Annotated in this window: 16 protein-coding genes; 5 read left to right on the top strand and 11 right to left on the bottom strand. The window is 73.6% G+C overall.

The window, feature by feature from the left end; genetic code table 11:
• The gene (locus FB455_RS03635; RefSeq protein WP_071095617.1) at window positions 1-579 is read right to left on the bottom strand and encodes a hypothetical protein; all 579 of its coding nucleotides are present in this window, start codon (window positions 577-579) and stop codon (window positions 1-3) included.
• A 240-nt stretch (window positions 580-819) separates the two neighbouring features.
• Here FB455_RS03635 and FB455_RS03630 point away from each other — a divergent pair, with 240 nt between their 5' ends.
• Complete coding sequence (locus FB455_RS03630; protein WP_145752205.1) at window positions 820-1974, top strand: carboxypeptidase-like regulatory domain-containing protein; 1155 nt, start codon at window positions 820-822, stop codon at window positions 1972-1974.
• Here FB455_RS03630 and FB455_RS03625 read toward each other — a convergent pair.
• The 5 genes from FB455_RS03625 to FB455_RS03605 all read right to left on the bottom strand — a co-directional run bounded on the left by FB455_RS03625 (window position 1913) and on the right by FB455_RS03605 (window position 5399).
• Window positions 1913-2293, bottom strand: coding sequence for a VOC family protein (locus tag FB455_RS03625; RefSeq protein WP_013285654.1), 381 nt, complete (start codon window positions 2291-2293; stop codon window positions 1913-1915). The genes FB455_RS03630 and FB455_RS03625 overlap by 62 nt on opposite strands.
• Before the next feature lie 18 nt (window positions 2294-2311).
• Window positions 2312-2554, bottom strand: coding sequence for a DUF5988 family protein (locus FB455_RS03620; RefSeq protein WP_013477259.1), 243 nt, complete (start codon window positions 2552-2554; stop codon window positions 2312-2314).
• A 199-nt stretch (window positions 2555-2753) separates the two neighbouring features.
• Window positions 2754-3491, bottom strand: a complete 738-nt coding sequence (locus FB455_RS03615) for an ABC transporter permease (protein ID WP_145752202.1) — start codon at window positions 3489-3491, stop codon at window positions 2754-2756.
• Window positions 3488-4429, bottom strand: a complete 942-nt coding sequence (locus FB455_RS03610; RefSeq protein WP_013285651.1) for an ABC transporter ATP-binding protein — start codon at window positions 4427-4429, stop codon at window positions 3488-3490. Before FB455_RS03610 ends, FB455_RS03615 begins: the two co-directional genes overlap by 4 nt.
• A gap of 304 nt (window positions 4430-4733) precedes the next feature.
• Window positions 4734-5399, bottom strand: coding sequence for an HAD-IA family hydrolase (locus FB455_RS03605; protein ID WP_091328771.1), 666 nt, complete (start codon window positions 5397-5399; stop codon window positions 4734-4736).
• A gap of 199 nt (window positions 5400-5598) precedes the next feature.
• Between FB455_RS03605 and FB455_RS03600 the strand changes: the two genes are divergently transcribed.
• Entirely contained in the window at window positions 5599-7011 is a 1413-nt protein-coding gene (locus FB455_RS03600; protein WP_123109858.1) for an acyl-CoA synthetase, read from the top strand.
• Here the strand turns inward: FB455_RS03600 and FB455_RS03595 are convergent.
• The gene (locus FB455_RS03595) at window positions 7008-7670 is read right to left on the bottom strand and encodes a 4'-phosphopantetheinyl transferase superfamily protein (RefSeq protein WP_145752199.1); all 663 of its coding nucleotides are present in this window, start codon (window positions 7668-7670) and stop codon (window positions 7008-7010) included. The genes FB455_RS03600 and FB455_RS03595 overlap by 4 nt on opposite strands.
• Window positions 7671-7826: 156 nt before the next feature.
• Here FB455_RS03595 and FB455_RS03590 point away from each other — a divergent pair, with 156 nt between their 5' ends.
• On the top strand, window positions 7827-8324 hold the full coding sequence (locus tag FB455_RS03590; protein WP_030268717.1) for a cold-shock protein: 498 nt from the start codon (window positions 7827-7829) through the stop codon (window positions 8322-8324).
• Window positions 8325-8366: 42 nt separating this feature from the next.
• Here FB455_RS03590 and FB455_RS03585 read toward each other — a convergent pair whose 3' ends face one another.
• Entirely contained in the window at window positions 8367-9743 is a 1377-nt protein-coding gene (locus tag FB455_RS03585; protein WP_145752196.1) for an AMP-binding protein, read from the bottom strand.
• A gap of 1274 nt (window positions 9744-11017) precedes the next feature.
• Between FB455_RS03585 and FB455_RS03580 the strand changes: the two genes are divergently transcribed.
• On the top strand, window positions 11018-13873 hold the full coding sequence (locus FB455_RS03580; protein ID WP_013477266.1) for an AAA family ATPase: 2856 nt from the start codon (window positions 11018-11020) through the stop codon (window positions 13871-13873).
• A 513-nt stretch (window positions 13874-14386) separates the two neighbouring features.
• The gene (locus FB455_RS03575; protein WP_145752194.1) at window positions 14387-17209 is read left to right on the top strand and encodes a LuxR family transcriptional regulator; all 2823 of its coding nucleotides are present in this window, start codon (window positions 14387-14389) and stop codon (window positions 17207-17209) included.
• A 121-nt stretch (window positions 17210-17330) separates the two neighbouring features.
• On the opposite strand, the gene FB455_RS03570 is transcribed toward FB455_RS03575, so the two are convergent.
• From FB455_RS03570 to FB455_RS03560, 3 genes are all read right to left on the bottom strand, one after another.
• A complete protein-coding gene (locus FB455_RS03570) occupies window positions 17331-18170 on the bottom strand; it encodes an ABC transporter permease (protein WP_013285643.1) in 840 nt (279 codons plus the stop codon).
• Window positions 18167-19219, bottom strand: coding sequence for an ABC transporter ATP-binding protein (locus tag FB455_RS03565; protein ID WP_013285642.1), 1053 nt, complete (start codon window positions 19217-19219; stop codon window positions 18167-18169). Before FB455_RS03565 ends, FB455_RS03570 begins: the two co-directional genes overlap by 4 nt.
• Before the next feature lie 87 nt (window positions 19220-19306).
• Window positions 19307-24742: a type I polyketide synthase gene (locus tag FB455_RS03560; RefSeq protein WP_486481503.1), complete on the bottom strand. Its 5436-nt coding sequence runs from the start codon at window positions 24740-24742 to the stop codon at window positions 19307-19309.
• Window positions 24743-24766 lie beyond the last annotated feature (24 nt).

The following is a 24766-nucleotide window of genomic DNA, read 5'->3' as shown; positions in this document are numbered from 1 at the left end:
TCAGGCCCCCGCGGGAGCGGGACGACGACAGCTGCACCGCATCAGTGCCCGCTCGTGCCACGTCGGACGCAGGTGCAAGCCGATCGCGATCACCATCGGCGCGAAGACCACGGCGTTGTAGAACAGGTGCAGCTCGACGCGCGGGAACACGACCTGGGCGAGGCTGGTCGGCACCGGGCGACCCAGCAGGTACTGACCGGTGAGCGACTGGACGAGCAGCAGCAGGTGCTCCAGGTGGTGCCACACCTGCACGCCGAGGGCGATGCCCCACCACAGCCGGGCGCGGCCGACGAAGCCGTCCCGCAGCAACCAGAAGCCGGCGAGCATCACCAGGGCGTATCCGTAGTGCAGCCACTCCGACTCGATCAGCCACGGGAAGGGCATGCCCAGCAGACCACGGGCGTCGGGCCGGCTCCAGCCCAGGATCCAGATCTGCGCGGCCTGCACGAGGTGCTCGGCCCAGTGGGCCAGCACGACGAACGTGAACACGTTGATCGCGGCGCGGTGCCAACTGGTGTTCCACGTCGTGACGAGCGACGTGGGGTTCACCGGCTGGAGCCGCCGAGGACGGTCGGACATCGGGCCTCCGGGGATCGGCGCTGACGGCGTGGCCGTAGCGGTCGGACGGCTTCGACGGTAGGAGCGGACCGGGTCCGGAACCTCTTCCCGCTTGCTGTCCGTCCCGGCCGGACGGTCCCGGCCCGTGCGGGCTGCCGGCCGGCCGCCGGAGGCGGGTCGCGCGGCCGGCGCCGGACCGGGCATAGTGGGCCGCGGCGCCATCGACCGGCGTCGCCGGCTCGGGGGAAGAGGTGGTGGGGTGTGACGACGCGCTCACGTGTCCGGCTGGCCCGGGCGGCCGCACTGGTGGCGCTGGCCGGAGGGACGCTCGTGGTGGCGGTGGCGGTGGCGGCGGCACCGGCGACGGCCGCGCCGGAGACGGTGAGCATCCTGAGCGTGTCGGCGGAGAACGTGAAACCCCGCGAGACGGTACGTGTGCAGTTCCGCGTCACCAACGACGGACGCCGCGCCGAGACGGCGATCGTGGTGGTGGGCGGCGGCCTGCGGTGCGCCACCGGCTGCCGGGCGGAGCCGAATCTCCGGCCCGGTCAGAGCCGGACCTTCGACGCGACACTCGTGGCCCCTGACGCTCGCCCGGGCGAGACCACCGGCCTCAACATCTCGGTCGGCGTGCGGCTCGCCGGGCAGAACAGCTACGCGTACAAGATGGTCTACGTCCACGGGCCGGGCGCCTCGCCCTCCGGCGAGGCCGAGCCGGCGGCGGGGGTGAGGGGGGTCTCCGGCCGGGTCGGCGACGCCGACGAAAAGGCCATCGGCGGGGCGGATCTGACCATCCGGGACAGTGCCGGCCACGAGTACCGGACGACCAGCGACCGCAGCGGCCGGTTCTCGATCACGTCCAGGGCCGGCAGGACGATCGCCGAGGGATCCATCACGGTCCGCGCGACCATGGACGGCTACCGCACCGCCCGCGCGACCGTACGGGGCCGGGCCGGTGACGTCGCGACCGTACGGTTGACCCTCTCCGCGGTGCCGGCGCCGACCACGACGTCGCCGTCGCCCACCGCGGAGGCGAGCCCTCTCGCCGAGGCGGCTGACGACGACACCCCCGCGGCCGCGCCGCCCACACTCACGGCCACCGGCGACGAGGGCGGCAGTACGTCGATGTTCCTGCTGGGCGGCCTGCTGGTCGCCGCGGGCCTGGGCGCGCTCGCACTGGTGATGGTGCGGCGCAGGAGCGCACCGGGCGCGGCGGCGGAGGCGGCCGCTCTCCCGGCGGCCCGGCTGCCGGCCGGCGGAGACCTGGCCGACGCGCCGACCGCGATCCTGCACATCGGGCCGGCCGGCGGAAGCCCGGCTGTCCCGGGTCCGCCGGGGCGCGCGAAGGCTCGCCCTACGCCGTCCGCTGCGGGCCGACGACGCTCCAGCAGAGGCCGGCAGGGTCGCGCAACATGACCTGGTGCGACGGGGCAGCCGGCGGCTCGAGGTGGGCGCCCGCGGCCACCGCCCGCCGCAGCACCGACTCGGGGTCCGTCCGCTCGATGGTCAACACCTCGTCACGGTCTGCGGCCACCGACGGGTCGCCCGCCTCCCACCACTCGCTCACGGTCAGGTGATGGCCGCCGACGGCCAGTTCCGCGTGCACGACATGCCCGTCGAGCAGGCACTCCCGTTGGATGGCCACGGCGTCGAAGACGTCCGTGTAGAAGGCGATCGCCTCGCTTGTGTCGCTGACCGTCAGGTGCGGTCCCGTACGCTGGTCCTGTGCCCGCATGAGACTGCTGTCCCTTCGCTACTCGGCGATCCGGGTCCGACCGGTCCAGCGGAAGACCACCGGCTCGACCGCCGCGGCGGCGTTGCCCCGCTCGAAGTGCTCGTACCCGCCGTAGTACAGGATCTTGATCTTCTTCTCGGCCGTGGACACCCGACGGCTGCGCAGGTCGGCCGGCAGGTCGGCCGGGCCGCCTTCCAGGACGACATCGATGACGCCGGCGGCGTCCCGGGCGACCGGATCAGCTTGCGAAACGTCCTTCATGGCACGACCTCCGTCGCATTCCGCACACCTTACGAGCCGCTACAGGGGCGACGGCGGCTCGGTCCACACAGGTCCAACGACACCCGATGCCGGGTGAACCGAACGTAGTGCAGATCACATTTCGCCGGCACCCTTAGCGCACCCCTAGATACGCCCTGGGCAGCGACGATGCCCAGACCAGCCCTGTCGGGCGGCGGGCTCACTCCCAGCGGAAGAAGCGCGTCGCCCCCAGGGAGGCGACGGCGGCCGTGACGGCCAGGGCGATCAGCTGCGGCAGTTCGGGGTCGGCGCCCGCCCACGCCGCGCCGATGGTGTCGACCGTCGCGCCGAGCGGCGAGTAGTCGGCGACGACGGCCAGGGCACTCGGCATCCGGTCGCGGGGCAACCAGGCACCGGCCAGGAAGAGCAGCGGGAAGAACAGCGCGGGGCCGATCGACTGTGCCGCCCTGGCCGACGGCGCCAGCGCCGCGATCAGCAGGCCGACGGCGAACAGGCACGCGACCCCGAGGAGGAAGGCCAGCACGAACCCGGGCAGGTTGGCCGGCGCCCGCTGGTCCAGCAGGAACCGCACGGCGATCGCGGTGACCACCGCACCGAGCACGCCCATCACGAGGTTGACCACGACCTGGGCGACCAGCAGCAGCGCGGGCTGCACCGGGGTCGTCGCCAGACGGCGCAGGATCCGGCGTTCCCGGTAGATGCCCAGCGCCATCGGCAGGGTGAAGAGCGCGAGCATGCCGATGGTGAGAGCCAGCGCGAGCGACGGCAGGAACGTCTGCTCGGCGTGCTGCCCGGTGTCGGCGGCCGTACCGGCACGCTGCGGCAGGCCGAAGACGAGCATCAGGCCGATCGGCAGGGCGAAGACGAAGAACAACGACACGGGCTCCCGGAGGAACAGCTTCGTCTCGACGGCGATCAGCTTGGACAGGGCGCTCACGACGACCTCCCGTCGGTCGGGGACTGCGCGGCGGTCCGGCCGCCACGGCCGGTCAGGGCGACGAAGGCGTCGTCGAGGCTGGGCTGCTCGACCCGCAGGTCCGTGTAGGTTGTTCCGCGCCCGTTGAGCACCGACAGGACCGACTGGAGCACGTCCTTCGTGCCGGTCACCGTCACCTCCGCGCCGTAGCGGCTGACCCCGGTCACGTCGGGCGAGGCGAGCAGCAGGGCGTCCTCGACCGGCTCCGCCGGGCGGAAGTGCACACGGTGCTCGCTGCCGACGCGGGCGAGCAGGCCAGCGGGGCTGTCGATGGCCACCACCCGCCCCTTGTCGATGATCGCGATCCGGTCACAGAGTCGTTGCGCCTCCTCCATGAAGTGAGTGACCAGCACGACGGTGACGCCGCGGTCGCGAATCCGCTCGACGAGATCCCAGGTGTCCCGGCGGCCCTGCGGGTCGAGGCCCGTGGTCAGCTCGTCGAGGATGGCGATCTCCGGCCTGCCCACCAGCGCCAGGGCCACCGACAGTCGCTGCTTCTGCCCGCCGGAGAGCTTCTGGAAGTAGGTGTTGCGCTGCTCGGCCAGGCCTAGGTCGGTCAGCAGCTCGTCGATGTCGGCCCGGTTGCGGTAGAAGGACCGGTACAGGTCCAGCGCCTCCCGCACCCGCACCTTGTCCGGCAGCTGGCTCTCCTGGAGCTGGGCGCCGACGCGCTGGCGCACCTCGGTGCGGTCGCGCACCGGGTCCAGCCCGAACACCCGGACGGTCCCGCCGTCGGGACGGCGCAACCCCTGCACGCACTCCACAGTGGTCGTCTTGCCGGCGCCGTTCGGGCCGAGGACGCCGAAGATCTCGCCCTGCTCGACGGTGAAGGAAACGTCGTCGACCGCGACCTTCTCGCCGTACCGCTTCTGCAGATGATCGACCTCGATGACCGGCATCTGGGGTGGTCCTCCTTCATGTGCGGTTTGCCGTCGGAAAGGGCGGACCCCTCGGCTGATCGCGGCGTCGGTTCGCGGGAACGGGCCGGACCCGGGCCGACCGACGCCCGACATCATCCGCGCAACCGATGCGCCGATCAACTGATCGGGTGACGAATCGGGGGTGTCGATGTCGGGGAACGATCCTCCACAGGGGTGCCGCCCGGCGACAGGGGTGTCGCCCGGTCACGCCAGGTGTCCGTGCGTCCGTCCGGGCGGGCGGCGGCTCCGGGCGGCTTCTCGCCCACGGATCCGGTGTGGCTCGTCACCGCCGTGCCGGGCACAGCGGCAGCAACTCGTCGAGCCGGGTCAGAACGACGTCCGGGCCGGCCGTGCGCAGCGTCTCCTCGTCGGACTCGCCCCACAGCGCGGCCACCGCCGTCACCCCGGCCGCCCGCGCGCTGGCCAGGTCGCTGGGCGCGTCGCCGACCATCAGCGCCTCCGCGGGCCGGGCCCCGAGCAGGTGCAGCGCCCGCCGTACGATGTCGGGCGCGGGCTTCGGGCGGGGCACCTCGTCCGAGCCCACCACGTGGTCGACGAGCGGCAACAGGTCGAGCCGGCCGAGCAGGTCCCGGGCGCGTACGCCGCTGCGGCCGGTGGCCACGGCGAGCCCGATCCCCCGCCGACGCAGGGTGCGCAGCAGCTCCGCCGCGCCGACGACCGGGCTGACCCGGTGTGCAAGGCGGTTGCTCTCCCGCACGAACGGCTCGGCGAGCGCCGCTGGCAGACCCATCAGCTCCAGCACCTCCGGCAGGTACCGGCCCGGGTGGCGGCAGTACTCCTCGACCGGGGCCATGCCGTCGCCGACCACCTCGGCGTAGGCGAGGGCGAACGCCTCTCTGGCCACGGCGAGGCTGTCGACCAGCACCCCGTCGAGGTCGAACACCACCGCCCGGACACCGTCGGGTGCCGCCGTCGCCCTCGCGACCACCGATGTCACCTCCCCGCCCGCACGACCGCCACGGCCGGTAGGGGTGGCAGGCCGCGGAGGCCCCCGACTACGGTCAGGACCGTTCTCCCGGCCCACCGGCGCGGCGCACTCGCCCACCCGGATCCGGCGGTACCCCACGACCCTACCGGCGTCGCGGCCCCCGGCAGGGCTCGGACCGGGCCGCTGAGAGGATCGCACCATGCCGCTGCTGGGCTGGCTGACGAAGGGCACCGACGAGCACCCGGACGCGATCCGGGTCGACGGCCGGGCGGTGTCCTGGGTGGAGCTTCGCCGCCTTGCCACGGCGGTGGCCGACGAGCTGCGCGGCGTCGACCGGGTGGCGATCGAGGCCACCGCCACCCTGGAGACCGTGGTCGGCGTGGTGGGCGCGCTGACGGCCGGGGCGGCGGTCGTGCCGATCCCGCCGGACGCCGGGCCGATGGAGCGCGATCACATCCTGCGCGACTCGGGCGCGACGGCGCTGCTGGCCCCGGCCGGCGCGGAACGCACCGTCGGTGACGCCGGCCGGCCCGTCGTACCCGTCGACCTGACCCGCCGGTCGGACACCGTCCACCCCGAGCCGGATCCGGCCTGCACCGCGGTGATCCTCTACACCAGCGGCACCACCGGCGCCCCGAAGGGCGCCGTGATCTCCCGCCGCGCGATCGCCGCCTGCCTCGACGGGCTGGCCGACGCCTGGGCATGGACGCCGGACGACCTGCTGGTGCACGGCCTGCCGCTGTTCCACGTGCACGGGCTGGTGCTCGGCGTGCTCGGACCACTGCGGCTGGGCAGCCGGCTGCACCACGTGGGCCGCCCCCGCCCCGACCGGTACGCCGCCGCCGACGGCACCATGTACTTCGGGGTGCCGACGGTGTGGTCCCGAATCGCCGCCGACCCGGACGCGGCCCGGGCGCTGCGTCCGGCGCGGCTGCTGGTCTCGGGCAGCGCGGCGCTGCCGGCGGCGGTCTTCGCCGACCTCGCCACCCTCACCGGTCACCGGGTCGTCGAGCGGTACGGGATGACCGAGACCCTGATCACTGTGAGCGCCCGGACGGACGGCCCACGCCGGCCCGGCACCGTCGGGCTGGCGCTGCCCGGGGTCCGTACGCGGCTGGTCGGCGACGACGGCACCCCGCTCCCGGCCGACGGGGCGACGATGGGCGAGCTTCAGGTCACCGGCCCCACGCTGTTCGACGGCTACCTCAACCGTCCGGACGCCGACGCGGCGAGCCGTACCCCGGACGGTTGGTTCCGCACCGGGGACGTCGCCACCGTCGACCCGGACGGCTGGCACCGGATCGTCGGCCGGGCGTCGACCGACCTGATCAAGAGCGGTGGCTACCGGATCGGCGCCGGCGAGGTGGAGGACGCCCTGCTGACGCACCCGGGGGTCCGTGAGGCAGCCGTGGTGGGCACCCCGCACCCCGACCTCGGTCAGCAGGTCACCGCGTACGTGGTGGGCGACGGGGTGGGCGAGGCCGAGCTGATCGACTTCGTGGCCCGGCACCTTTCGGCGCACAAGCGACCACGCGAGGTGCGCCTTGTCGACGCCCTGCCCCGCAACGCCCTGGGCAAGGTGCAGAAGACGCGGCTCAGCGCAGACGGTTAGGACGCGACCGCCGGGATGCTGATCGCGGTGACCACCAGCCCCCGCTCGACCAGGAACCTGCCCGCGAACGCCCGCACCTCGGCCCCGCCGAACACCGGACCGGGCACCAGCAGCCGGGCCTCGAACGTGCCGGCCGGGTCGAACACGATGTCCGCCTCGGAGAAGTCCAGCCACTGGCCGGTGAGCGGGAACCACGCCTTGTACACCGCCTCCTTGGCGCTGAACAACAGGCGGTCCCAGCAGACGGCGGGGCGGACCGCGCCCAGCGTGACGGTGCGCGACCGTTCGGCCGGCAGGGCGATCGCTCCAAGCACCCCGTCGGGCAGCGGGGCGTGCGGCTCGGCGTCCACCCCGAGGCTGGCGAACACCGCCGTACGGCCGACGACCGCCGCCCGGTAGCCATCGCAGTGCGTCATACTGCCGACCACGCCGTCCGGCCAGAGCGGGGCACCGCGTGCGCCGGAGACGATCGGCGCCGGGGCGAGGCCCAGCTCGCCGAGGGCCAGCCGGGCGCAGTGCCGCACTGTGGTGAACTCCCGGCGTCGCTTCTCCACCGACCGTGCCACCAGCGCCTCCTCCTCGGGGAACAGGGTCACGCCGGCGGGATCGGTGAAGGACTCGGACACCGCCACGGTGGGGGGCAGGATCTGCTCGATCACGTTGGCCGATGGTAGGCGCTGCGGCACCCCTCGCCGCGGCGGGCCTCGGCGATAGGTGCACCATAGGGGTCGGGTACGGGTGCCGGCCTGCACGGGACAGGTGCCACTCTGGGCGCCGTCCCGGTCCTGCGGGCGGGGCACCTGGATTTGGGGCGGATGGACGCGGGAATGGCGATGCTTACTGGCAAAGTGGTGCGGTTCGACGAGGTGCGGGGCTACGGGTTCATCGCCCCGGACGACGGCAGCGACGACGTGTTCGTGCACGCGAACATGCTCGACGGCGACAAGTGGGCACTGACGCCCGGCGTCCCGGTCGAGTACGACGCGGTGGAGACCGAGCGCGGCCCCAAGGCCGTGCTGGTGCGGGTGTCCGGCGTCGCCCCGGGTGCGGATCGCGTCCCGGCGGCCGGTGCCGGGCTGTCCGCCCGGGCCGGCGTCACGGTCGGCGGCGGGCGCAGCAGGGACAGCGGGCAGGCCACGGGCGGCGCGGAGGACGACGAGGGTCTGTGCGACGTCCTCTCCGAGCGGGCCTTCTCCGCGGAGACCACCGAGGCGCTGGTGACCTCCGTGTCGGACCTGACCGGAGCGCAGATCGTGGCGGTACGTGCGAGGATGCTGGAGCTGGCCCGGCGGCACGGCTGGGTGGAGGGCTGACCGTGGCGGGGGCGGGTCACCGCCGCCCGCTGTCCGGCCGGCTCAGCCGCGGGCGATCAGCAGAGACTTCCTGATCCGCCCGAAGGCGCTGCGCGGCAGCTCGTCGACGAAGTGCACCCGCCGGGGGCGCTGGCCCGCCGAGAGGTACCGGCCGACGTGGTCGATGAGCACCTGCGCGGTCACCCCCTCGGCGACGACGTAGGCGGTGACCTGCTCGCCGAGCGCGTGGTGCGGCGTGCCGACGACGGCGGCGTCGCGCACGCCGGGGTGGCTCAGCAACGCCTCCTCGATCTGCCCGGTGGGCATCCGCCGGCCCCGGCTGTGCACCACGTCGAGCCCGCACCGCCCGATGATCCGGTACGTGCCGTCGGGGGCCACGCTGGCCAGGTCCCCGGTGGCGTGCCAGCGACCGGCGGCGAGGCTCCGCCCGCCGACGTACCCGCTGAACAGCGTCGGCCCGCAGACGCTCAGCTCGCCCGCCGACTGGCCGTCGGCCGGCACCGGCCGGTCCTCGCGGTCCAGCACGCGCGTCTCGACGCCGGGCAGGGGGGTGCCGACAGCGCCCGGAACCGTACGGTCGCCGGCCCGCCCGGTCAGCGCGACGAGCGTCTCGGTGGTGCCGTAGGCCTGCACCGGCCGGTGCGAGGTGAGCAGTCGGAGCCGCTCGGCCACGGCGCGGGCCAGCGGACCGTCCGCGGAAACGAGGATCCGCGCCGCGGACAGCGGCCGGGCCCGGTGGCCGTCCAGCGCTATCCTCGCCCACTGGTCGGGCGACGCCAGGTGCATGGAGCCGACCGGCCCGGCGGTGCCGGCGTCATCGAGGTGGACGAAACGGCTTCCGGCCCGCAGTGCGCCGAGCAGGCCGACGACCAGACCGTACGCCCGGAACAGCGGGGTGCCCTGGACGACCACGTCCTCCTCGCTCCAGTGCCACGCACGGGCCAGAAGGTCGAGGTCGGCGGCGATGGCGCGGCGCGAGATGCGCACCCCTCGTGGCGGCCCTGATGCGCCACCGGTGTAGAGGATGACGGCGTCGCTGCCCGGGGCGGGCTCGGGGTGCCGCGTCGAGGCGTGTTCTCGCAGGTCGACCGGGATCGTGGACAGGCCGTCGGCCCCGGACGGGGCACGGCCGAGGATCACCGTCGCTCCGGACTGCCGCAGGATGCGGCGGCGTTCGCGTTCGTCGGCGCCGGGAGGCAGCGGTACGAGCGGCGCCCCGGCGAGGAGGGCGCCGAGCATTCCGACCACCGCTTCCAGCGTCGGTGTGCCGTCGACCGCGACCGCGGTCGCGCCCCTGATCCGATCAGCGACGGCGGTGACGCAGCCCAGCAGGGCCTCGCTGGAGAGGGCTTCTCCGGCCACCGTGACCGCGTCGGCCCGATCCGCACCGAATCCACGCAGCACCGGCAGCAGTGTCATCTCCGCTATCCCCTGCGCGGGGCCGCAACGAGTCGCGGCGGCAGCTGGGACATCACGACGGCCACAGAACCCTTCAGGTCTCGGGCCTGCACGGCCCCATGTCCGGCTATCCAGACGGTGGAGACCGGGTGCCCCGAAATTAGGGCCGGGCTATCGTCGGGCACAACCCCTAGCCGCCGAGTCCGAATCCCCCTGTCCGGGCCTACTGGCCAGCTAGGACCGGATCCCGGCCGTCCGGACACAACGGCCGGCCCGAGCGCTCACTCCGGCTCGGCGAACAATACAGAGACCGCATTTGTCTTCAGCGAGCGAAAACCGATCGGAAAACGTCTTTCTCAATGCCCGGCAACTCGCCGTCACGACTTTATCGCATTGACGCGTCCCGCATGAGATCAGCCTTCAGGCCGAATGGGACCGCAGACCTCCGCAACCAACAGGACACTCGGACGCATAATTCCTTTTCATACATAATCGCAGAATCTCCCAAACGTCCGAATCGTGGCCCACCGACGCACACCAAGCCTCGACCGCCGGCAGGATCGGACAGGCATCGATCGCAGTTCCGGCATCGATGCCTTACATCGCAACAATCGAGCGCCTCCGGCAATTGCCGGAGGCCCGACCAGACCCCGCAGCCCCACCCCGGGGGCGGACGACACCTCCACACCAGCTGCCGGCACCAGGCCCGCCCGCGCCGGGATCGGCACGGGCGGGGTCACGAACGCCGAGTTCAACGACGATGACGCTCAGCTCGACGTCTCCGCACGCCGCAACCGCGGGCGGCTTCGAACACCTCGGCGAGAGCGACCGGCAACGCCCGGACGCCGGATTAGCACGGAAAAGCCCATTCGCCAATCAGCAGGCGGGCCGAATAAGCGGAACCATCGGCTCATGGGAGCGCTCTGTCACGGTACGGGACCAGCCGGCGACTTTCCGTCGCCACCCCCGGTCCGGGTCACCCGAGACAAGTAACCCATGTTTGCTCATCCTTTACACAACTCGGCTTGCCGCCCAATTGCCCAACTGCCATACTCCCACCATCAAGGAGGTCGATAGGAAGTGTCGACCCCGCGAGAGCTGGGGAATTATCGCCGACGCACACGGGAACACGGCTCGCAGCAGCCAACCGGTCAAGTCGGTCGATGGCGCACCGGCAAAGCTCGACACCCGTCGATACTTGCCGATAATGGAATGGGTCAAGAATTGCCGGTCTCCAATTTGGTCGAGCTGTCGGGCCGCACCGGGCACGCGGCCCTCCCCCGGAGGGGGCGGTGATGGAGCTGACCGAGCGTTCAAGCCAGCTCGGCCTGCTGGAGCGCCGACTCGCAGACCTGCTCCGCGGCGGCACCTCGCCGACCGACCGGCCGGTGACCGTGCTGACCGGCCCGGTCGGCTCCGGCAAGACCGCGCTCTCACAGACCTTCGCCCGGCGCGCCTGCGACGCCGGAGCACGGGTCATCGGCGCGAGCGCCTCCCGCGCGGAGCGCAGCGTACCGCTGGAGGTCGTCCGGCAGCTCGTCCGCGCGGTGCCGTCGTGCGCCGCGGACGCCCCCGACATCCGGGCCCGCCTCGCCAGGCTGCTGGACGCGGGCGCCCTCGCATGGAGCGACGCCGATCCGGCGGACGCGGAGAACGCCCGGCTCACCGCCGCCATCGGGCGCGCCCTGCTCGAACTGACCTCGCGGGGGCCGCTGGTCATCGTGGTGGACGACATCCACCACGCGGACGTGCCGTCGCTGCGCTGTCTCGATTACGTGGCCCGGCGGCTCTCCGGCCTGCCCGTGCTGATGGTCCTGACGGAGGCGCCACGCACCCGGCCGTGGCAGGCGGACGTGCACGCCGAGATGCTGCAACCGGCGAAGCTGCACCGCATCCGCCTGCCGCTGCTCACCGCCGAGGGGACGTTCCAGCTGCTCGCCCAGCGGCTCGACATCCCGCTCGCCCGCAGCATCGCCGAGGAGAGCCACCGGATCAGCGGCGGGAATCCGCTCCTGGTGCATGCGCTCGCCGATGACCAGGCAGCCGCGCCACGGTCCGCCGACGCCCCGGCGGTCGGCGAGTCGTTCCGGGAGGCCGTGCTGAGCTGCCTGTACCGCTGCGACCGCCTGGTGCTCAACGCCGCCCGGGTGCTCGCCGTGACCGGCGAGCCGCTGCACGGCAGCCTGCTGCCGCATCTCGTCGACGCCCGGTTGCACCCCGCGCTGGGCGCTGTCGACAAGTCGACCAGCGCGGGGCTGATCGACGAACAGGGGTTGCGCCATCCGGCGGTGACCCAGGCCGTGATCGACGGGATGACCGCCGAGGAACGCGTACGGCTGCATCTGGGAGCAGCCCGCCTGCTGCACGACGACGGCGCGCCCCCGGCCCGGATCGCGCCGCACCTGGTGGACATCGGCGAGCTGGCCGAACCCTGGATGGCGCAGACCCTGCTGGACGCCGGCGAGCAGGCGCTGCTCGACGGCGAGGTGGAGACCGCCCTGCGGTACCTGCGCCGGGCGCACCGCAGTGGCGTCGGCGAGTGTCTGCGGGCGCGGATCCGCTCCGCGCTGGCTCGCGCCGAGTGGCGACTCGACCCGCAGGCCACGATCCCCCACCTGGTCAGCGTCGCCACCGCCATCCGGGCCGGGCACCTCGGCAGCCAACAGGCCGCCGGTCCCATCCAGTACCTCCTCTGGCACGGTGAGATCGACAAGGCCGTCGACCTGGTCAGGCACCTGAGCGAGCGGTCGGATCCCGCCGATCCGCAGTCCGCGGCCGAGCTGCTCGTCATCACCGGCTGGATCTCGACGCTCTATCCCGGGGTCATGGTCGACCGGCCCGCGCCCGCCGTGGCCGCGCGGGATCCGCTCACGCTGGCCCGGGTCAAGCACGGGCTCAGCGGAGTCATCCTGCTGTCCGGCGTGCTGGCCCGGGGTGACGCGGGCGTGGTCGAGGCGGCCGAGCGGACACTGTCGACCACCGGGCCGGACGACGAACCGCACATGTGGAGGGTCATCTGCGCCCTCATCGCCATGATCTACGCCGACCGGCTCGACCTGGCCGACGACTGGTGCGACCGGCTGGACCGCCACCTCGCCACCCCACACCACCCCACCCCCTCGGCTACGCTCACCGCCCTGCGGGCCGCCGTCGCCGGCCGGCTCGGCGACCTCCCCCGCGCCGGCAAGCTGGCCGACGAGGCACTGGGGCAGCTCTCGCCGAAAGGCTGGGGGGTGGTGATCGGGATACCTCTCGCCGTCCGGATACGGGCCCTGACCTTCATGGACCAGCTCGACACGGCGGCCGCCTGCCTTCAGGTGCCGGTGCCGCCGGCGATCTTCGAGACCCCGCTCGGGCTGCACTACCTGCACGCCCGCGGGACGCACGCCCTCGCCGCGGGAAGCCCCGAGGCCGCGCTGGCCGACTTCCAGCTCTGCGGGCAGCTGATGCAGCGGTGGCGGCTGGACTTCTCGGGCCTGGTGCCGTGGCGCACCGAGTCGGCTCGGGCACTGCTCCGGATGGGCCGCCGTCAGCAGGCGCGCAAGCTGGTGCGCGACGAGTTGGCCCGGCTGCGGCCCGTCCATGTCCGGTACCGGGCCGCGGCCCTGCGGGTTCTGGCCGCGACCGAGGAGGGACAGGAACGGATCCCGCACCTGCGCAGCGCCGTACGGCTGCTGCGGCAGTGCGGCGACCGGATGGAACTGGCGCACAACCTTGCCGACCTCGGTCACGCCTACGAGCAGGCCGGCGACCGGCGGCAGGCCCGCGCCGCGACCCGGTCGGCCCGGGCTCTCGCAGAGGAGTGCGGCATCCCGACGTTGTGGCCCAGCGCCCTGTCCACCAGAGACGGTGCCACCGGCGGCCGGGCGGGTGCGGCGGTCGTGGTCCAGGGCCTGACGGACACCGAATCCAGGATGGCCACCCTGGCCGCCCAGGGTCACACCAATCGTGAGATCGCCGAGAAGCTCTTCCTGACGGTCAGCGCGATCGAACAGCGAATGACGCGCATCTACCGGAAGCTGGACGTCAACTCGCGCAGCGAACTCGCCGGACGGCTGCGGTTCGACCGCCCCGGTACGACGGTGCTGGATCCGCTGACGCGGGGCACGGACCCCCCGGGCGGCCGTCCGTCCGGCCCTCGGCCGCGCTGATCCCGATCGGGCTTACGCACGGAACAGCCACCGGGTGTCACGCGACCGTCGCCCTCGCCGGCCGTCGCGAAGAGTCTGCTCACCACCACTGTGGGTACCACCAGGCGTGCGCCGGGAGTCGCGGTGTGGCACCATCAAGCCGTACGCCCCGACACCGGCCGCTCACCGGCGTGTCGCCTCCCCCGGGCCGATCGGCTCCAACACCCCTCACCCCGAGTCGCGCAACCCCTAAATGCCTTCTGGGGCCGCAGGTTTGGGTGCGAAACGATGGGGTCTCACGCCCGTTGTCGCACCATCATGCCGGTGCCAGACTCGCCTCGACACGCGGACCGTACGGCAAGAAGACCGGTCCGACGAAGGATTTCAGGTCCACCCGGCGTGGCCGCCCGGCGCGCTCCACCCCTACCCGTCGAGACGCGGGCGGAGGGGCGGCTGTCTCCGGCAGGGGTGGCGGTGTCGGGCCGCACCGGCGTTTCCAGGCCCGCGCCGCGTACAAGGAGGGCTTACGCGCAGGTGTTGGTTCAGCAAGAGGAACAGATCACCCGTCTGCGGCGCGTGTTCCACGCGTGCGAGGAGCAGCAGCGCGGACACGTCGCGCTGGTCACCGGTGCCGTGGGCAGCGGCAAGACCAGCCTGCTGGAGTCGTTCGGCGAGTGGACGGCCGGCTCCCGCGGGCAGGTGATGAGCGCGACCGGCTCGCGGGCGGAGCGCGGTCTCCACCTGGGAGTCGTCGGGCAGCTGTTCCACAGTGCACGACTCGCCCCGGAGACCGCCGCCCACGTCGAGAAGCTGCTGCGCGACGCCACCTCCGCGGTGCCGTTGCCCGAAGTCGGCGGCGAGGCGTCCGACGGAGACCGGGCCTGGGCACCCCTGCTGCACGGCCTCTTCACCACCCTGATCGACCTGACTGCCAACGGGCCCCTGGTCCTCCTCGTCGACGACGTGCACCACGCGGACCCGGCCTCGCTGCACTGCCTTCTCTACGTGACCCGGCGGCTGCGCCACGCCCGGATCATGGTCGTGTTCGCGGAGGCGTCGACGCTGCGCCCGCCGCACCCGCTGTTCCGCGCCGAGCTGCTCAGCCAGCCGCACTTCTCCCGGATCGGCCTGCCACCGCTGACCGTCGACGCCGTCGCCCGGCTGGTCGAGGGCGCCGTCGACGACGCCGACACCCGCGCGACCGCGGAACACTACGTCCGGATGACCGGAGGCAATCCGCTGCTCACCCGGGCGCTGCTCGACGAACGGGCCGGTGGCGAGGGCAGCGACCACGACGTTCCGTCCGTCGGTGACGCGTTCGACCAGGCCGTGCTCGGGTGCCTCTACCGCCACGAGCCCGGGGTACGCCGGGTGGCCCAGGCGCTCGCCGTGCTCGACCGGCCCGCGTCGACCGAACTGCTCGGCCACCTCCTCGACGTGATGCCCGCGACCACGGTCCCGGCGGTACGGGTGTTGCGTACCTCGGGCCTGATGGAGTGCGACCAGCTACGCCACTCGCGCATCCTGCGCTCGATCCTGGCTGACATGTCGGCCGACGAGCGGCGCAGCCTGCACCAGCGGGCCGCCGAGGTGCTGCACGACCGCGGCGCCGAGGCGAGCGTGGTCGCCGAGCACCTCGTTGCCGCCGGTGCGGCGGTGACCGGCTGGAGGGTGCCGGTGCTCCAGGACGCCGCCGGTCACGCGCTCTCGTCGGGCCGGCCCGACGTGGCGGCAGCCTGCCTGCGGCTGCTCGCCCGCGCGCCGGTGGACGAGCAGCAACGCACCGCCACCACCGAGATGCTGGTGAATGCCCGCTGGCAGATCAACCCGTTGACGGTGAACGGGCAGCTGACGGAGCTGGTGCAGACGGCGCGGGCCGCCGGCTGGTCCACCGATGCGAGCCTCTCCGCCGTGCCGTACCTGCTCTGGCAGGGCCGCATCGATGAGGCTGCCGAGGCCGTCAGCGGCTTCTCGGCGGACGAGGAGCAGGGCCCGGCCGCCCCGCCCGGCCGCCTGCGGATCATGCAGCTTCTGATCTCCCTCTCCCACCCGGACCACCTGGCGAACGTGCGGCAGACCCCGGCCACCTGGAGCCGCGCGGCCGGCGCCCCGACCACCGTCAGCCCGCTCCTGCAGGCGGTCACGGTGCTCGGCGCCGCGCTGACGCCGACCGCCGACAACGACACGGTGACGACCGCCGAGCAGATCCTGCAGCGCCACCACACGGACGACGGCGCCCTCGGCCTGCTGACCGCGCCCCTGCTGGCGCTGCTCTGGGCCGGCCGGTCGGACCGGGCCGCGGTCTGGGGCGACGTGCTGCTCGACCGGCCGGTGGCTCAGCACGCGCCGGGCTGGCGGGCCGTGATCCGGGCGATCCGGGCGGAGGCGGCCCTGCGCGTCGGCGATCTGCCCGGTGCCGAGCACCACGCCCGTGCGGCCCTGGAAGACATGCCCGCCCCCGCCTGGGGTGTGGCGATCGCCGGACCGCTGTCCACCCTGATCGCGTCCGCGACGGAGTCGGGCCGGTTCGCCGAGGCCGACCGGTGGCTGGCCCACCCGACCCCGCCCGGCATGTTCCGCACCCCGTTGGGCCTGCACTACCTGGCCGCACGCGGCCGGCACCACCTGGCCGTACGCCGGCCGCACGCCGCCACCACCGACCTGCGGCGCTGCGGCGAGCTGATGCGTACGTGGGGGATCGACGCGGCCGGACTGGTGCCGTGGCGGCTGGAGCTGGCCCGGGTGCAGCTCAGCGTCGGCAACAAGACGCAGGCGATGCAGCTCCTGCAGGAGCAGTTGCGGGTGCCGCACGGGGTCGACGACCGGACCCGGGGCCGTACGCTGCGCCTGCTCGCCACCACCGCCGCCCAGGACCACCGGCGCAAGCTGCTCTCCGAGGCGGTCAACCTGCTCCAGTCCAGCGGCGACCGGTTGGAGCTCGTCCGCGCCCTCGGCGACACCGGTCAGACACTCCAGCGCGCCGGAGACTCCGCCCGCGCCCGGCTGCTCGTCCGCCGCGCCTACCAGCTCGCGCAGGACTGCGGGGCGTCGGTGCTGGCTCAGCGGCTGATCCGCCGGGAGCCGGGCAGCGGACTGCCGGCGTACCCGGCCGCCGCCGAGCTCCAGGAACCGGACGACGGGCTGAGTGACGCCGAGCGGCGCGTCGCCGCGCTGGCCGCACAGGGCCACACCAACCGCCAGATCTCCAGCCGGCTCTTCATCACGGTGAGCACTGTCGAGCAGCACCTGACCCGGGTCTACCGCAAGCTCGACGTGAAGCGCCGGACCGACCTCCCGTCCCGGCTCGTCATGTACGCCGAGACACTGGCCGACGAGACACAGAGCGCCACGTCCTGACGGCTGTCGCAGGGGCGCGGTGGAACCGCCCCCTGCGACAGCCACCGCGACCGGCGACGACGCAGCGAGGGCCCGAACCGCAGAAGCGGTTCGGGCCCTCGGCGGACGCATCCCGGGCCGGTCAGTCCATGGCGCGGCGCATGAAGCCACGCATGCCGATCGCCGAGAACGCCACGAAGACCCCGGTGAGGACACACATGCACAGCCAGAGCGGCAGCGACTCGACCCCCGGCGGGCCGACGAGCGACCGGGTCGCCTCGCTGATGTAGGTCAGCGGGTTCAGCGAACAGATCACCTGATACCAGCGCAGCGAGTCCAGGCCGAGCAGCGGGAACTGGGTGGCACCGGTGAACATGATCGGGGTCATCACCACTGTGAACATGATCTGGATGTGCTGCGTGGGCACCAGGGTGCCGAAGGCGAGACCGACCGCCGCGCCGACCAGCGCGCCGATCGCCAACACCCCGACCACCTTGAGCACCACCGCCCAGGGCCAGGTGACACCGAGCATGAGCATGCCGACCGGGATCAGCACCACGCCGGCGATCAGGCCGCGGATGCCGCCGAAGACGATCTTCTCCAGGGCCACCAGCGGAATCGCCATGGGCGACAGGAGGCGGTCCTCGATCTCCCGGGTGAAGGAGAAGTCCATCATCATCGGCAGCGCGGTGTTCTCCAGGCCGATCAGGAAGGCGTTCAGCGCGATGACGCCGGGCAGCAGCACGTTGGAGAAGTCGTCGCTGGCGTAGCCCAGGTCGCTGAGCACCTTGCCGAAGATCAGCAGCATGAACAGCGGCTGGATGAAGACCTGGAGCAGGAAGCCGACCAGCTCCCGGCCGGTGACGAACAGGTCCCGCGAGAGCACCGCCCGAAACGTGGCGAACTGGTCCAGCGCGCGCACCGGCGGCGGCGACGAGGCCGGCGACGGCGCGGACGGGGGGGCGGGGGCGGCGACGCTCACCGAAGTTCCCTTCCGGTCAGGTGGATGAAGACATCTTCCAGGCTGGGCTGGCCGATGTTCAGGTCACGGACCTCGCAGCCCAGGTCGGCGAGGATCTTCATCGCCATCGGGATGGCGTTGGCCGGCTGGCCGCTGGTGTAGACCCGGAAGGAGAGCGGGGCATCCGGGTCGGCGGGGGCGTCGGGGGCCGGCGCGGGCATCGGCATCGCCGGCATGCCCGGGAACGCCGGCGCGGCGACGGGCGCCGGGGCGGTCACCTTGAAGTGTTCCACCTGCTCCACGTCCGGGATCGCGTCGAGCGCGGCCCGCACCTGCTCGGCGGGGGCGCCGGGGGTCACCACGAGGGTCAGGGTGCTGCTGCCCGGCAGCGTACGGGTCAGCGCGGACGGGGTGTCCAGGGTGAGCAGCTTGCCGTGGTCGACGATGCCGACCCGGTCGCAGAGCTTCTCCGCCTCGTCCATGTCGTGCGTGGTGACCACCACGGTCACCCCGGACCGCTTCAGCTCGGCGACCCGGTCGTGCACGAAGAGCCGGGACTGCGGGTCGAGGCCCGCGGACGGCTCGTCGAGGAAGAGCACCCGGGGCGAGTGCATCAGCGCGCGGGCGATCATCGTGCGCTGGGCGAGGCCGCCGGACAGGAAGTCGGTGCGGTGGTTCGCGAAGTCCTTGAGCCCCATCTGGTCCAGCAACTCGTCCGCCCGCCGGATGCGCTGCGCCCGGGGCACCCGGTGGTAGGCCGCGTGGAACAGCAGGTTCTGCCGGACGGTCAGCGCCCGGTCCAGGTTCACCCGCTGCGGTACGACCGCCAGCAACTGCCGGGCGACGGCGGGCGAGCCGATCACGTCGGCGCCGCACACCTGGGCCCGGCCCGAGGTGGCCCGCACCCGTGTGGTCAGCACCCCGATCGTCGTCGTCTTGCCCGCACCGTTCGGCCCGAGCAGGCCGAAGACCTCACCGGCGGCGACGGAGAAACTCAGCCCGTCCACCGCCGGTGGCATGTTGGGCTGGTACCGCTTGACCAGCTCCGTGACCACCACTGCCTCGTCCACGTCGTCATGCTCCGTCCTGGAACGTCGGTCCGATAGATGTATGTGCGCCGATAGGGGGCGCTAGGGGCACGCCAGGGGCGGAACCGGTCACAGGCCCCGCGCGACCAGCCAGCGCTGGACCGTGCCGGCGAGTTCCGGACCCCGGTCGGCGACCATGCTGAAGTGGTCGCCGGCCGCGTCGACGGCCTCGTGCGGGTAGGGCCAGCGCGACCGCCAGCCGTCCGGTTCGCCGTCCCACTCCCCCAGCGGCTCGGTGGCCCGCACCAGCAGGGTCGCCGCCGCCGTCTCGGTCGGCTGCCAGTCCAGGAACAGCGGCAGGTAGCCCGCCCACGCCGTCGTGCGCCAGTCGTCCATCGGCGTGTACGCGGTGTCCCGGTCGATCATCCCGTCGAGAAGCTGCGGCACCCACCCGCCGAGCACCTCGCTGTCAGCCGGGTAGGTGTCCATGAGCACTACCGCGTCCGGCGGGCGGCCCTGGCGTTCCAGCTCCCCGGCGAGCAGGTTGGCCACCATCGCACCACCGGAGTGACCGGCCAGCACGAACGGGCCGGCGCCGACGGTACGCAGAACCGTGTCGGCGTGCACCCGCAGCAGCGCGTCGAGGTCGGCGGGAAGCTCCTCGCCCGCGCCGAACCCGGGGTTGGGCAGGGCCCACACGTCACGTACGCCCCGGAAGCCGGCGGCCAGCCGGGCGTACTCGTGCGCGCCGGACAGCAACGACATCGTGCAGCAGCACACCAACTGCGCCCGGGCACCGCCCTCGGCCAGCCGGAGGATGCCGGCCGGGCGGGTGAGCTGCGCCGGCTCGCGGAAGCTGGGGCGGAACTGGGCGAGCTTGACCAGCAGTTCGGCATACCCGGCCGGGTCCTCGCGCGCCTTCGGCTGGTTGAACAACCCGCCGAGCAGTCCGCCGCCGGCACCATTCCCGGCAGATCCCCCGGCGTCGTCCGCGCCGTCCCCGGCCGCCTCCGCGCCGAGGAGCTGGCCGATCAGGTGAACGGCCAGCGCCGTAGGCGTGGGGTGGTCGAAGAGCAGGGTCGTCGACAGATCCGCCCCGGTCTCCTGGCGCAGCGCGTCGCGCAGCTCCAGTGCGGTCAGCGAGTCGAAGCCGAGTTCCAGGAAGTCCCGGTCGGCCTCGACCGCGTTGGGTGAGGCGTGCCCGAGGACGGTGGCCACCCGCGCCCGGACCAGGTCCAGCAGGATCCGGTGCCGGTCGCCGGCCGGGACGCCGGCCAGCCGCTCGCGCAGCGCGCGAGCGGGATCGGTCGCCGCGGCATCGCCGGCCTCCGGCTCGGCACCGGCGGTCGCCTCGGGCACGCCGCGCAGCAGCGCGCTGGGCCGTACGGCGGTGAAGGCCGGCACGAACGCGGGCCAGTCGAGGTCGGCGACGGCCAGTTGGTCGTCGCCGCGGACCAGGGCCTGCCCCAGCGCGGACAGGGCCACGTCGGCGGGCAGCGGCCGGACCCCCCGGCGGCGCAGCTGCGCCGCATCGGTGACCTCGTCCGCCCAGGGCACCCACGCGACGACGGTGGCCGGGCGGCCAGCGGCACGCCAGCCGGCGGCCAGCGCCTCCAGCCCGGCGCCCACGGCGGCGGCGACCGCCGCTCCCCCGCTGCCCCAGACGGCGGCCGTCGAGGTGAAGACGACGAACTCGTCGATCGGTAGGCCGGCGCAGGCCCGCCCGAGCAGTTCCACCGCGGTGGTACGGGCGGCCACGGCGTCGGCCAGGTCGTGCGGATCCAGCACCGCCACCGGGTCGCCGGCCCCGTCGGAGTCGGCGACGTGCAGGACGGTACGGATCTCGCTGCCGGTGGCGGCCAGCCGGTCAAGCGCCTCGGGCAGCCCGTCCAGGTCGTCGACGGCGGTGACGGTGACGTCCGGGCCGAGCGGGTCGGCGTCCGCCACCGGCCCCACGAGGACGAGGTGCGACGCGCCCCGCTCGGCGAGCCAGCGCAGCAGGTGTGGGGTACGCACCTGCGCGGAACCGTGCACCAGGACCGCGCCGCGGGGCCGCCAGTCCGTATCGGTGGCGCCGGCCGGGGCCCGGTGGAGCCGCCGGGCGTACACCCCGCCGGTGCGTACCGCCACCTGGTCCTCGTCGCCGCCGGACGCGACGACCCGGGCGAGCGCGGCGAGCGCGACGTCGTCCGGCTCCGCCGGCAGGTCGACCAGCCCGCCCCACGAGCGCGGCTGCTCCAGCGCCAGCACCCGGCCCAGCCCCCAGACGTACGCCCCGGCCACGCCGGGAGCGGCGTCGTGCGCGTCGACGGCCACCGCGCCCCGGGTCACGGTCCACATCGGCGTACCGTTCCCCGCAGCGGCGAGGGCCCGCACGAGCGCGGCTGTCCCGGCGAGCGCGCCGGTCCCCGTGCCGGCCGCCCGTTCCTCCGCCGCCAGCAGCGAGACCACGACCGACCAGGTGCCGTCGGCGAGCAAGGCCCGGGCCACGGCGTCCAGGTCGTCGCCCACGGTGACCAGCGTCGGGTCCAGGCCCTCGGCGCGCAGCACGGTGAGCACCGCGGTGGCGTCGGTGCCTGCCCCGGCCACCAGCAGGCATCGACCGGCCGGCGTGGTAGGGGCTGACAGGTCGACGCGTTCCCAGTCGGCGCGGTAGCGCAGCCCGTCCAGTTCCGATCCGCGACGCCGCCGGTCCCGGTAGGAGGCGAGGGCGGGCAGCAAGTCGGCGAGCGCGTCCTGCCGGTCGGCGGGCAGGCCGAGCGCGGCGGCCAGCTCGGCGGGTCGTCCCTGCGCCACGGCCGCCCAGAACTCCTCGTCTTCGCCGGTCGCGGCGGGCGGGACGAGATCCACGGTGGGCGGGTCCGGCCAGAAGCGCTCGCGGTCGAAGGCGTAGGTGGGCAGTTCGACGCGCGCGGCGTCGCTGCCGTCGAAGGGAGCCGCCCAGTCGACTCCGGCACCGCGCAGGTCGACCGCGGCCAGCGCGGCGAGCAGCGTGGTCGCCTCCGGCTGGTCCCGGCGGGCGAGCGGCACGAAGGCCGCCGGTTCCATGTCGGGCAGGCACTCCCGGGCCAGCACGGTCAGGGCGCCGTCGGGGCCGAGTTCCACGAAGGTTCCGACGCCGCCGGCGGCGAGGGTGGCGACGCCGGCGTGGAAGCGGACGGTGTCCCGGACGTGGTCGACCCAGTAGCCCGGGTCCGTGGCCTGGGCGGCGGTGAGCGGCTCGCCGGTGCGGTCGGAGACGATCGGAAGGTTCGGCGGGTGCCAGGCGACCTTCTCCGCGACGATCCGGAAGTCGGCCAGCATGGCGTCCATCCGGGCGGAGTGGAAGGCGTGGCTGACCCGCAGCCGACGGGACCGCCGGTCCTCGGCAGACAGCCGCCGCCCCGCCGCGAGCACGGCCTCCTCGTCGCCGGAGAGCACCACCGACCGGGGGCCGTTCACGGCGGCCAGGGACACCCGCTCGTCGAGCAGCGGGACCACCTCCGCCTCGGACGCCTGTACCGCCAGCATCGCCCCGCCGGGCGGCAACTGCTGCATGAGCCGGGCCCGGGCGGCCACCAGGGTCGCCGCGTCGGCCAGCGACAGCACCCCGGCGACGTGCGCCGCGGCCAGCTCGCCGACCGAGTGGCCGAGCAGGAACTGCGGGCGTAGCCCCCAGGCGGTGACCAGCCGGTATGCGGCGACCTCGTAGGCGAACAGCGCCGGCTGGGTGAACTCGGTACGGTCCAGCAGATCCGCGTCGGGCGAGTCGGCCCCGGCGAAGACCACCTCCCGCAGCGGCCGGCTCAAGTGCCGGTTCAGCTCCCCGGCCACCTCGTCGAAGGCGGCGGCGAAGACCGGGAACCGGCGGCACAGCTCGGCGCCCATGCCGGGGCGCTGGGCACCCTGCCCGGTGAAGAGGAACGCGACCTTGCCGGCCCGGCGGGCCACGCCGCGCACCACGCCGGGGGTGTCGCGCTCCTCGGCGACCGCGTGCAGGCCGGCCCGCAGCGCGTCGCGGTCCCCGCCGATCACCGCCGCCCGGTACGGCAGGGCCGCCCGGGTGGTGACCAGTGAGTACGCCACGTCGGCGGCGGTCAGGTCGGGGTGATCGGCCAGATGCGCCAGCAGCCGCCGCGCCTGCCCGGCCAGGGCCGGCGCGGAGCGGGCCGAGACGATCCACGGTGCCGGCGGGGCGGGCGTACCGGCCGGCCGGACGTCGTCGGTGTCCGTCGCGACGGCCTGCTCGATGACGACGTGTGCGTTGGTGCCGCTGATCCCGAACGCGGAGACCCCGGCCCGGCGTGGCTGCCCGGTCTCCGGCCAGGGCTGCGTGCCGGTCAGCAGGGACACCGCCCCGGCCGACCAGTCGACGTGCGGGGTGGGCTCGTCCACGTGCAACGTGGGCGGCAGCACCCCGTGCCGCATCGCCAGCACCATCTTCATCACCCCGGCCACACCCGCCGCCGCCTGCGTGTGCCCGATGTTCGACTTGATCGAGCCGAGCCAGAGCGGCCGGTCCGCGGACCGACCCTGCCCATACGTGGCGATCAGGGCCTGCGCCTCGATCGGATCACCCAAAGTGGTACCCGTGCCATGCGCCTCGACCACGTCCACCTGGTCGGCACTCAGCCCCGCGTTCGCGAGAGCCTGCCGGATCACCCGGCGCTGCGACGGGCCGTTCGGGGCGGTCAGCCCGCTGCTCGCGCCGTCCTGGTTGACGGCACTGCCGCGCAGCACGGCGAGGACCGGATGGCCGTTGCGGCGGGCGTCGGAGAGCCGCTCGACGAGCAGCATGCCGGCCCCCTCGGACCAGCCGGTGCCGTCGGCGGCGGCGGCGAACGACTTGCACCGGCCGTCGGTGGACAGGCCCCGCTGCCGGGAGAACTCCACGAAGACGGTCGGGGTGGCCATCACCGACACCCCGCCGACCAGCGCCATCGTGCATTCGCCCAGCCGCAGCGCCTGGCAGGCGAGGTGCAGCGCGACCAGCGACGAGCTGCACGCGGTGTCAACGGTGACCGCCGGCCCCTCCAGCCCGAGGGCGTACGAGATCCGGCCGCTCGCCACGGCTGCGGCGCTGCCGGTGCCGAGGTAGCCCTCGACGCCGCCGGTGACCCCGGTGAGCAGAGCCGCGTAGTCACCCTGACTGCTGGTGGCCGCGTAGACGCCGGTCGGCGCGCCGCGCAGCCGGGTGGGGTCGATGCCGGCCCGCTCGAACGCCTCCCAGGCGGTCTCCAGCAGCAGCCGCTGCTGCGGGTCCATGGCGAGTGCCTCGCGGGGGCTGATGCCGAAGAACGCCGGGTCGAAGTCCCCGGCGGAGTAGAGGAACCCGCCCTCGCGCACGTACGACGTGCCCCGGCTGTCGGGGTCGGGGTCGGGGTCGTAGAGCGCGCCCAGGTTCCAGCCCCGGTCGTCCGGGAACGCCGACATCGCGTCGCTGCTGGCGGCCACCAGGTCCCAGAGCTGCTCGGGTGACCTGACACCGCCAGGGAACCGGCAGCTCATGCCGATGATCGCCACCGGTTCGCTGAGCGCGGCGGTGAGCTGCTGGTTCTGCTGCTTGAGCTTCTGGTTGTCGAGCAGGGACGCACGCAGCGCGCCGACGAC

It is taken from the genome of Micromonospora sp. CNZ296, assembly GCF_007827635.1.
Note: the sequence above shows the minus strand (reverse complement) of the source record. Positions and strands in the feature narration are given on the sequence as shown.

Bases quoted from the DNA above. Each gene is read 5' to 3' on its own strand.
- FB455_RS03635 (WP_071095617.1), bottom strand. From the start codon at position 579: ATGTCCGACCGTCCTCGGCGGCTCCAGCCGGTGAACCCCACGTCGCTC.
- FB455_RS03625 (WP_013285654.1), bottom strand. From the start codon at position 2,293: ATGCGGGCACAGGACCAGCGTACGGGACCGCACCTGACGGTCAGCGAC.
- FB455_RS03620 (WP_013477259.1), bottom strand. From the start codon at position 2,554: ATGAAGGACGTTTCGCAAGCTGATCCGGTCGCCCGGGACGCCGCCGGC.
- FB455_RS03610 (WP_013285651.1), bottom strand. From the start codon at position 4,429: ATGCCGGTCATCGAGGTCGATCATCTGCAGAAGCGGTACGGCGAGAAG.
- FB455_RS03600 (WP_123109858.1), top strand. From the start codon at position 5,599: ATGCCGCTGCTGGGCTGGCTGACGAAGGGCACCGACGAGCACCCGGAC.
- FB455_RS03590 (WP_030268717.1), top strand. From the start codon at position 7,827: ATGGACGCGGGAATGGCGATGCTTACTGGCAAAGTGGTGCGGTTCGAC.
- FB455_RS03585 (WP_145752196.1), bottom strand. From the start codon at position 9,743: ATGACACTGCTGCCGGTGCTGCGTGGATTCGGTGCGGATCGGGCCGAC.
- FB455_RS03580 (WP_013477266.1), top strand. From the start codon at position 11,018: ATGGAGCTGACCGAGCGTTCAAGCCAGCTCGGCCTGCTGGAGCGCCGA.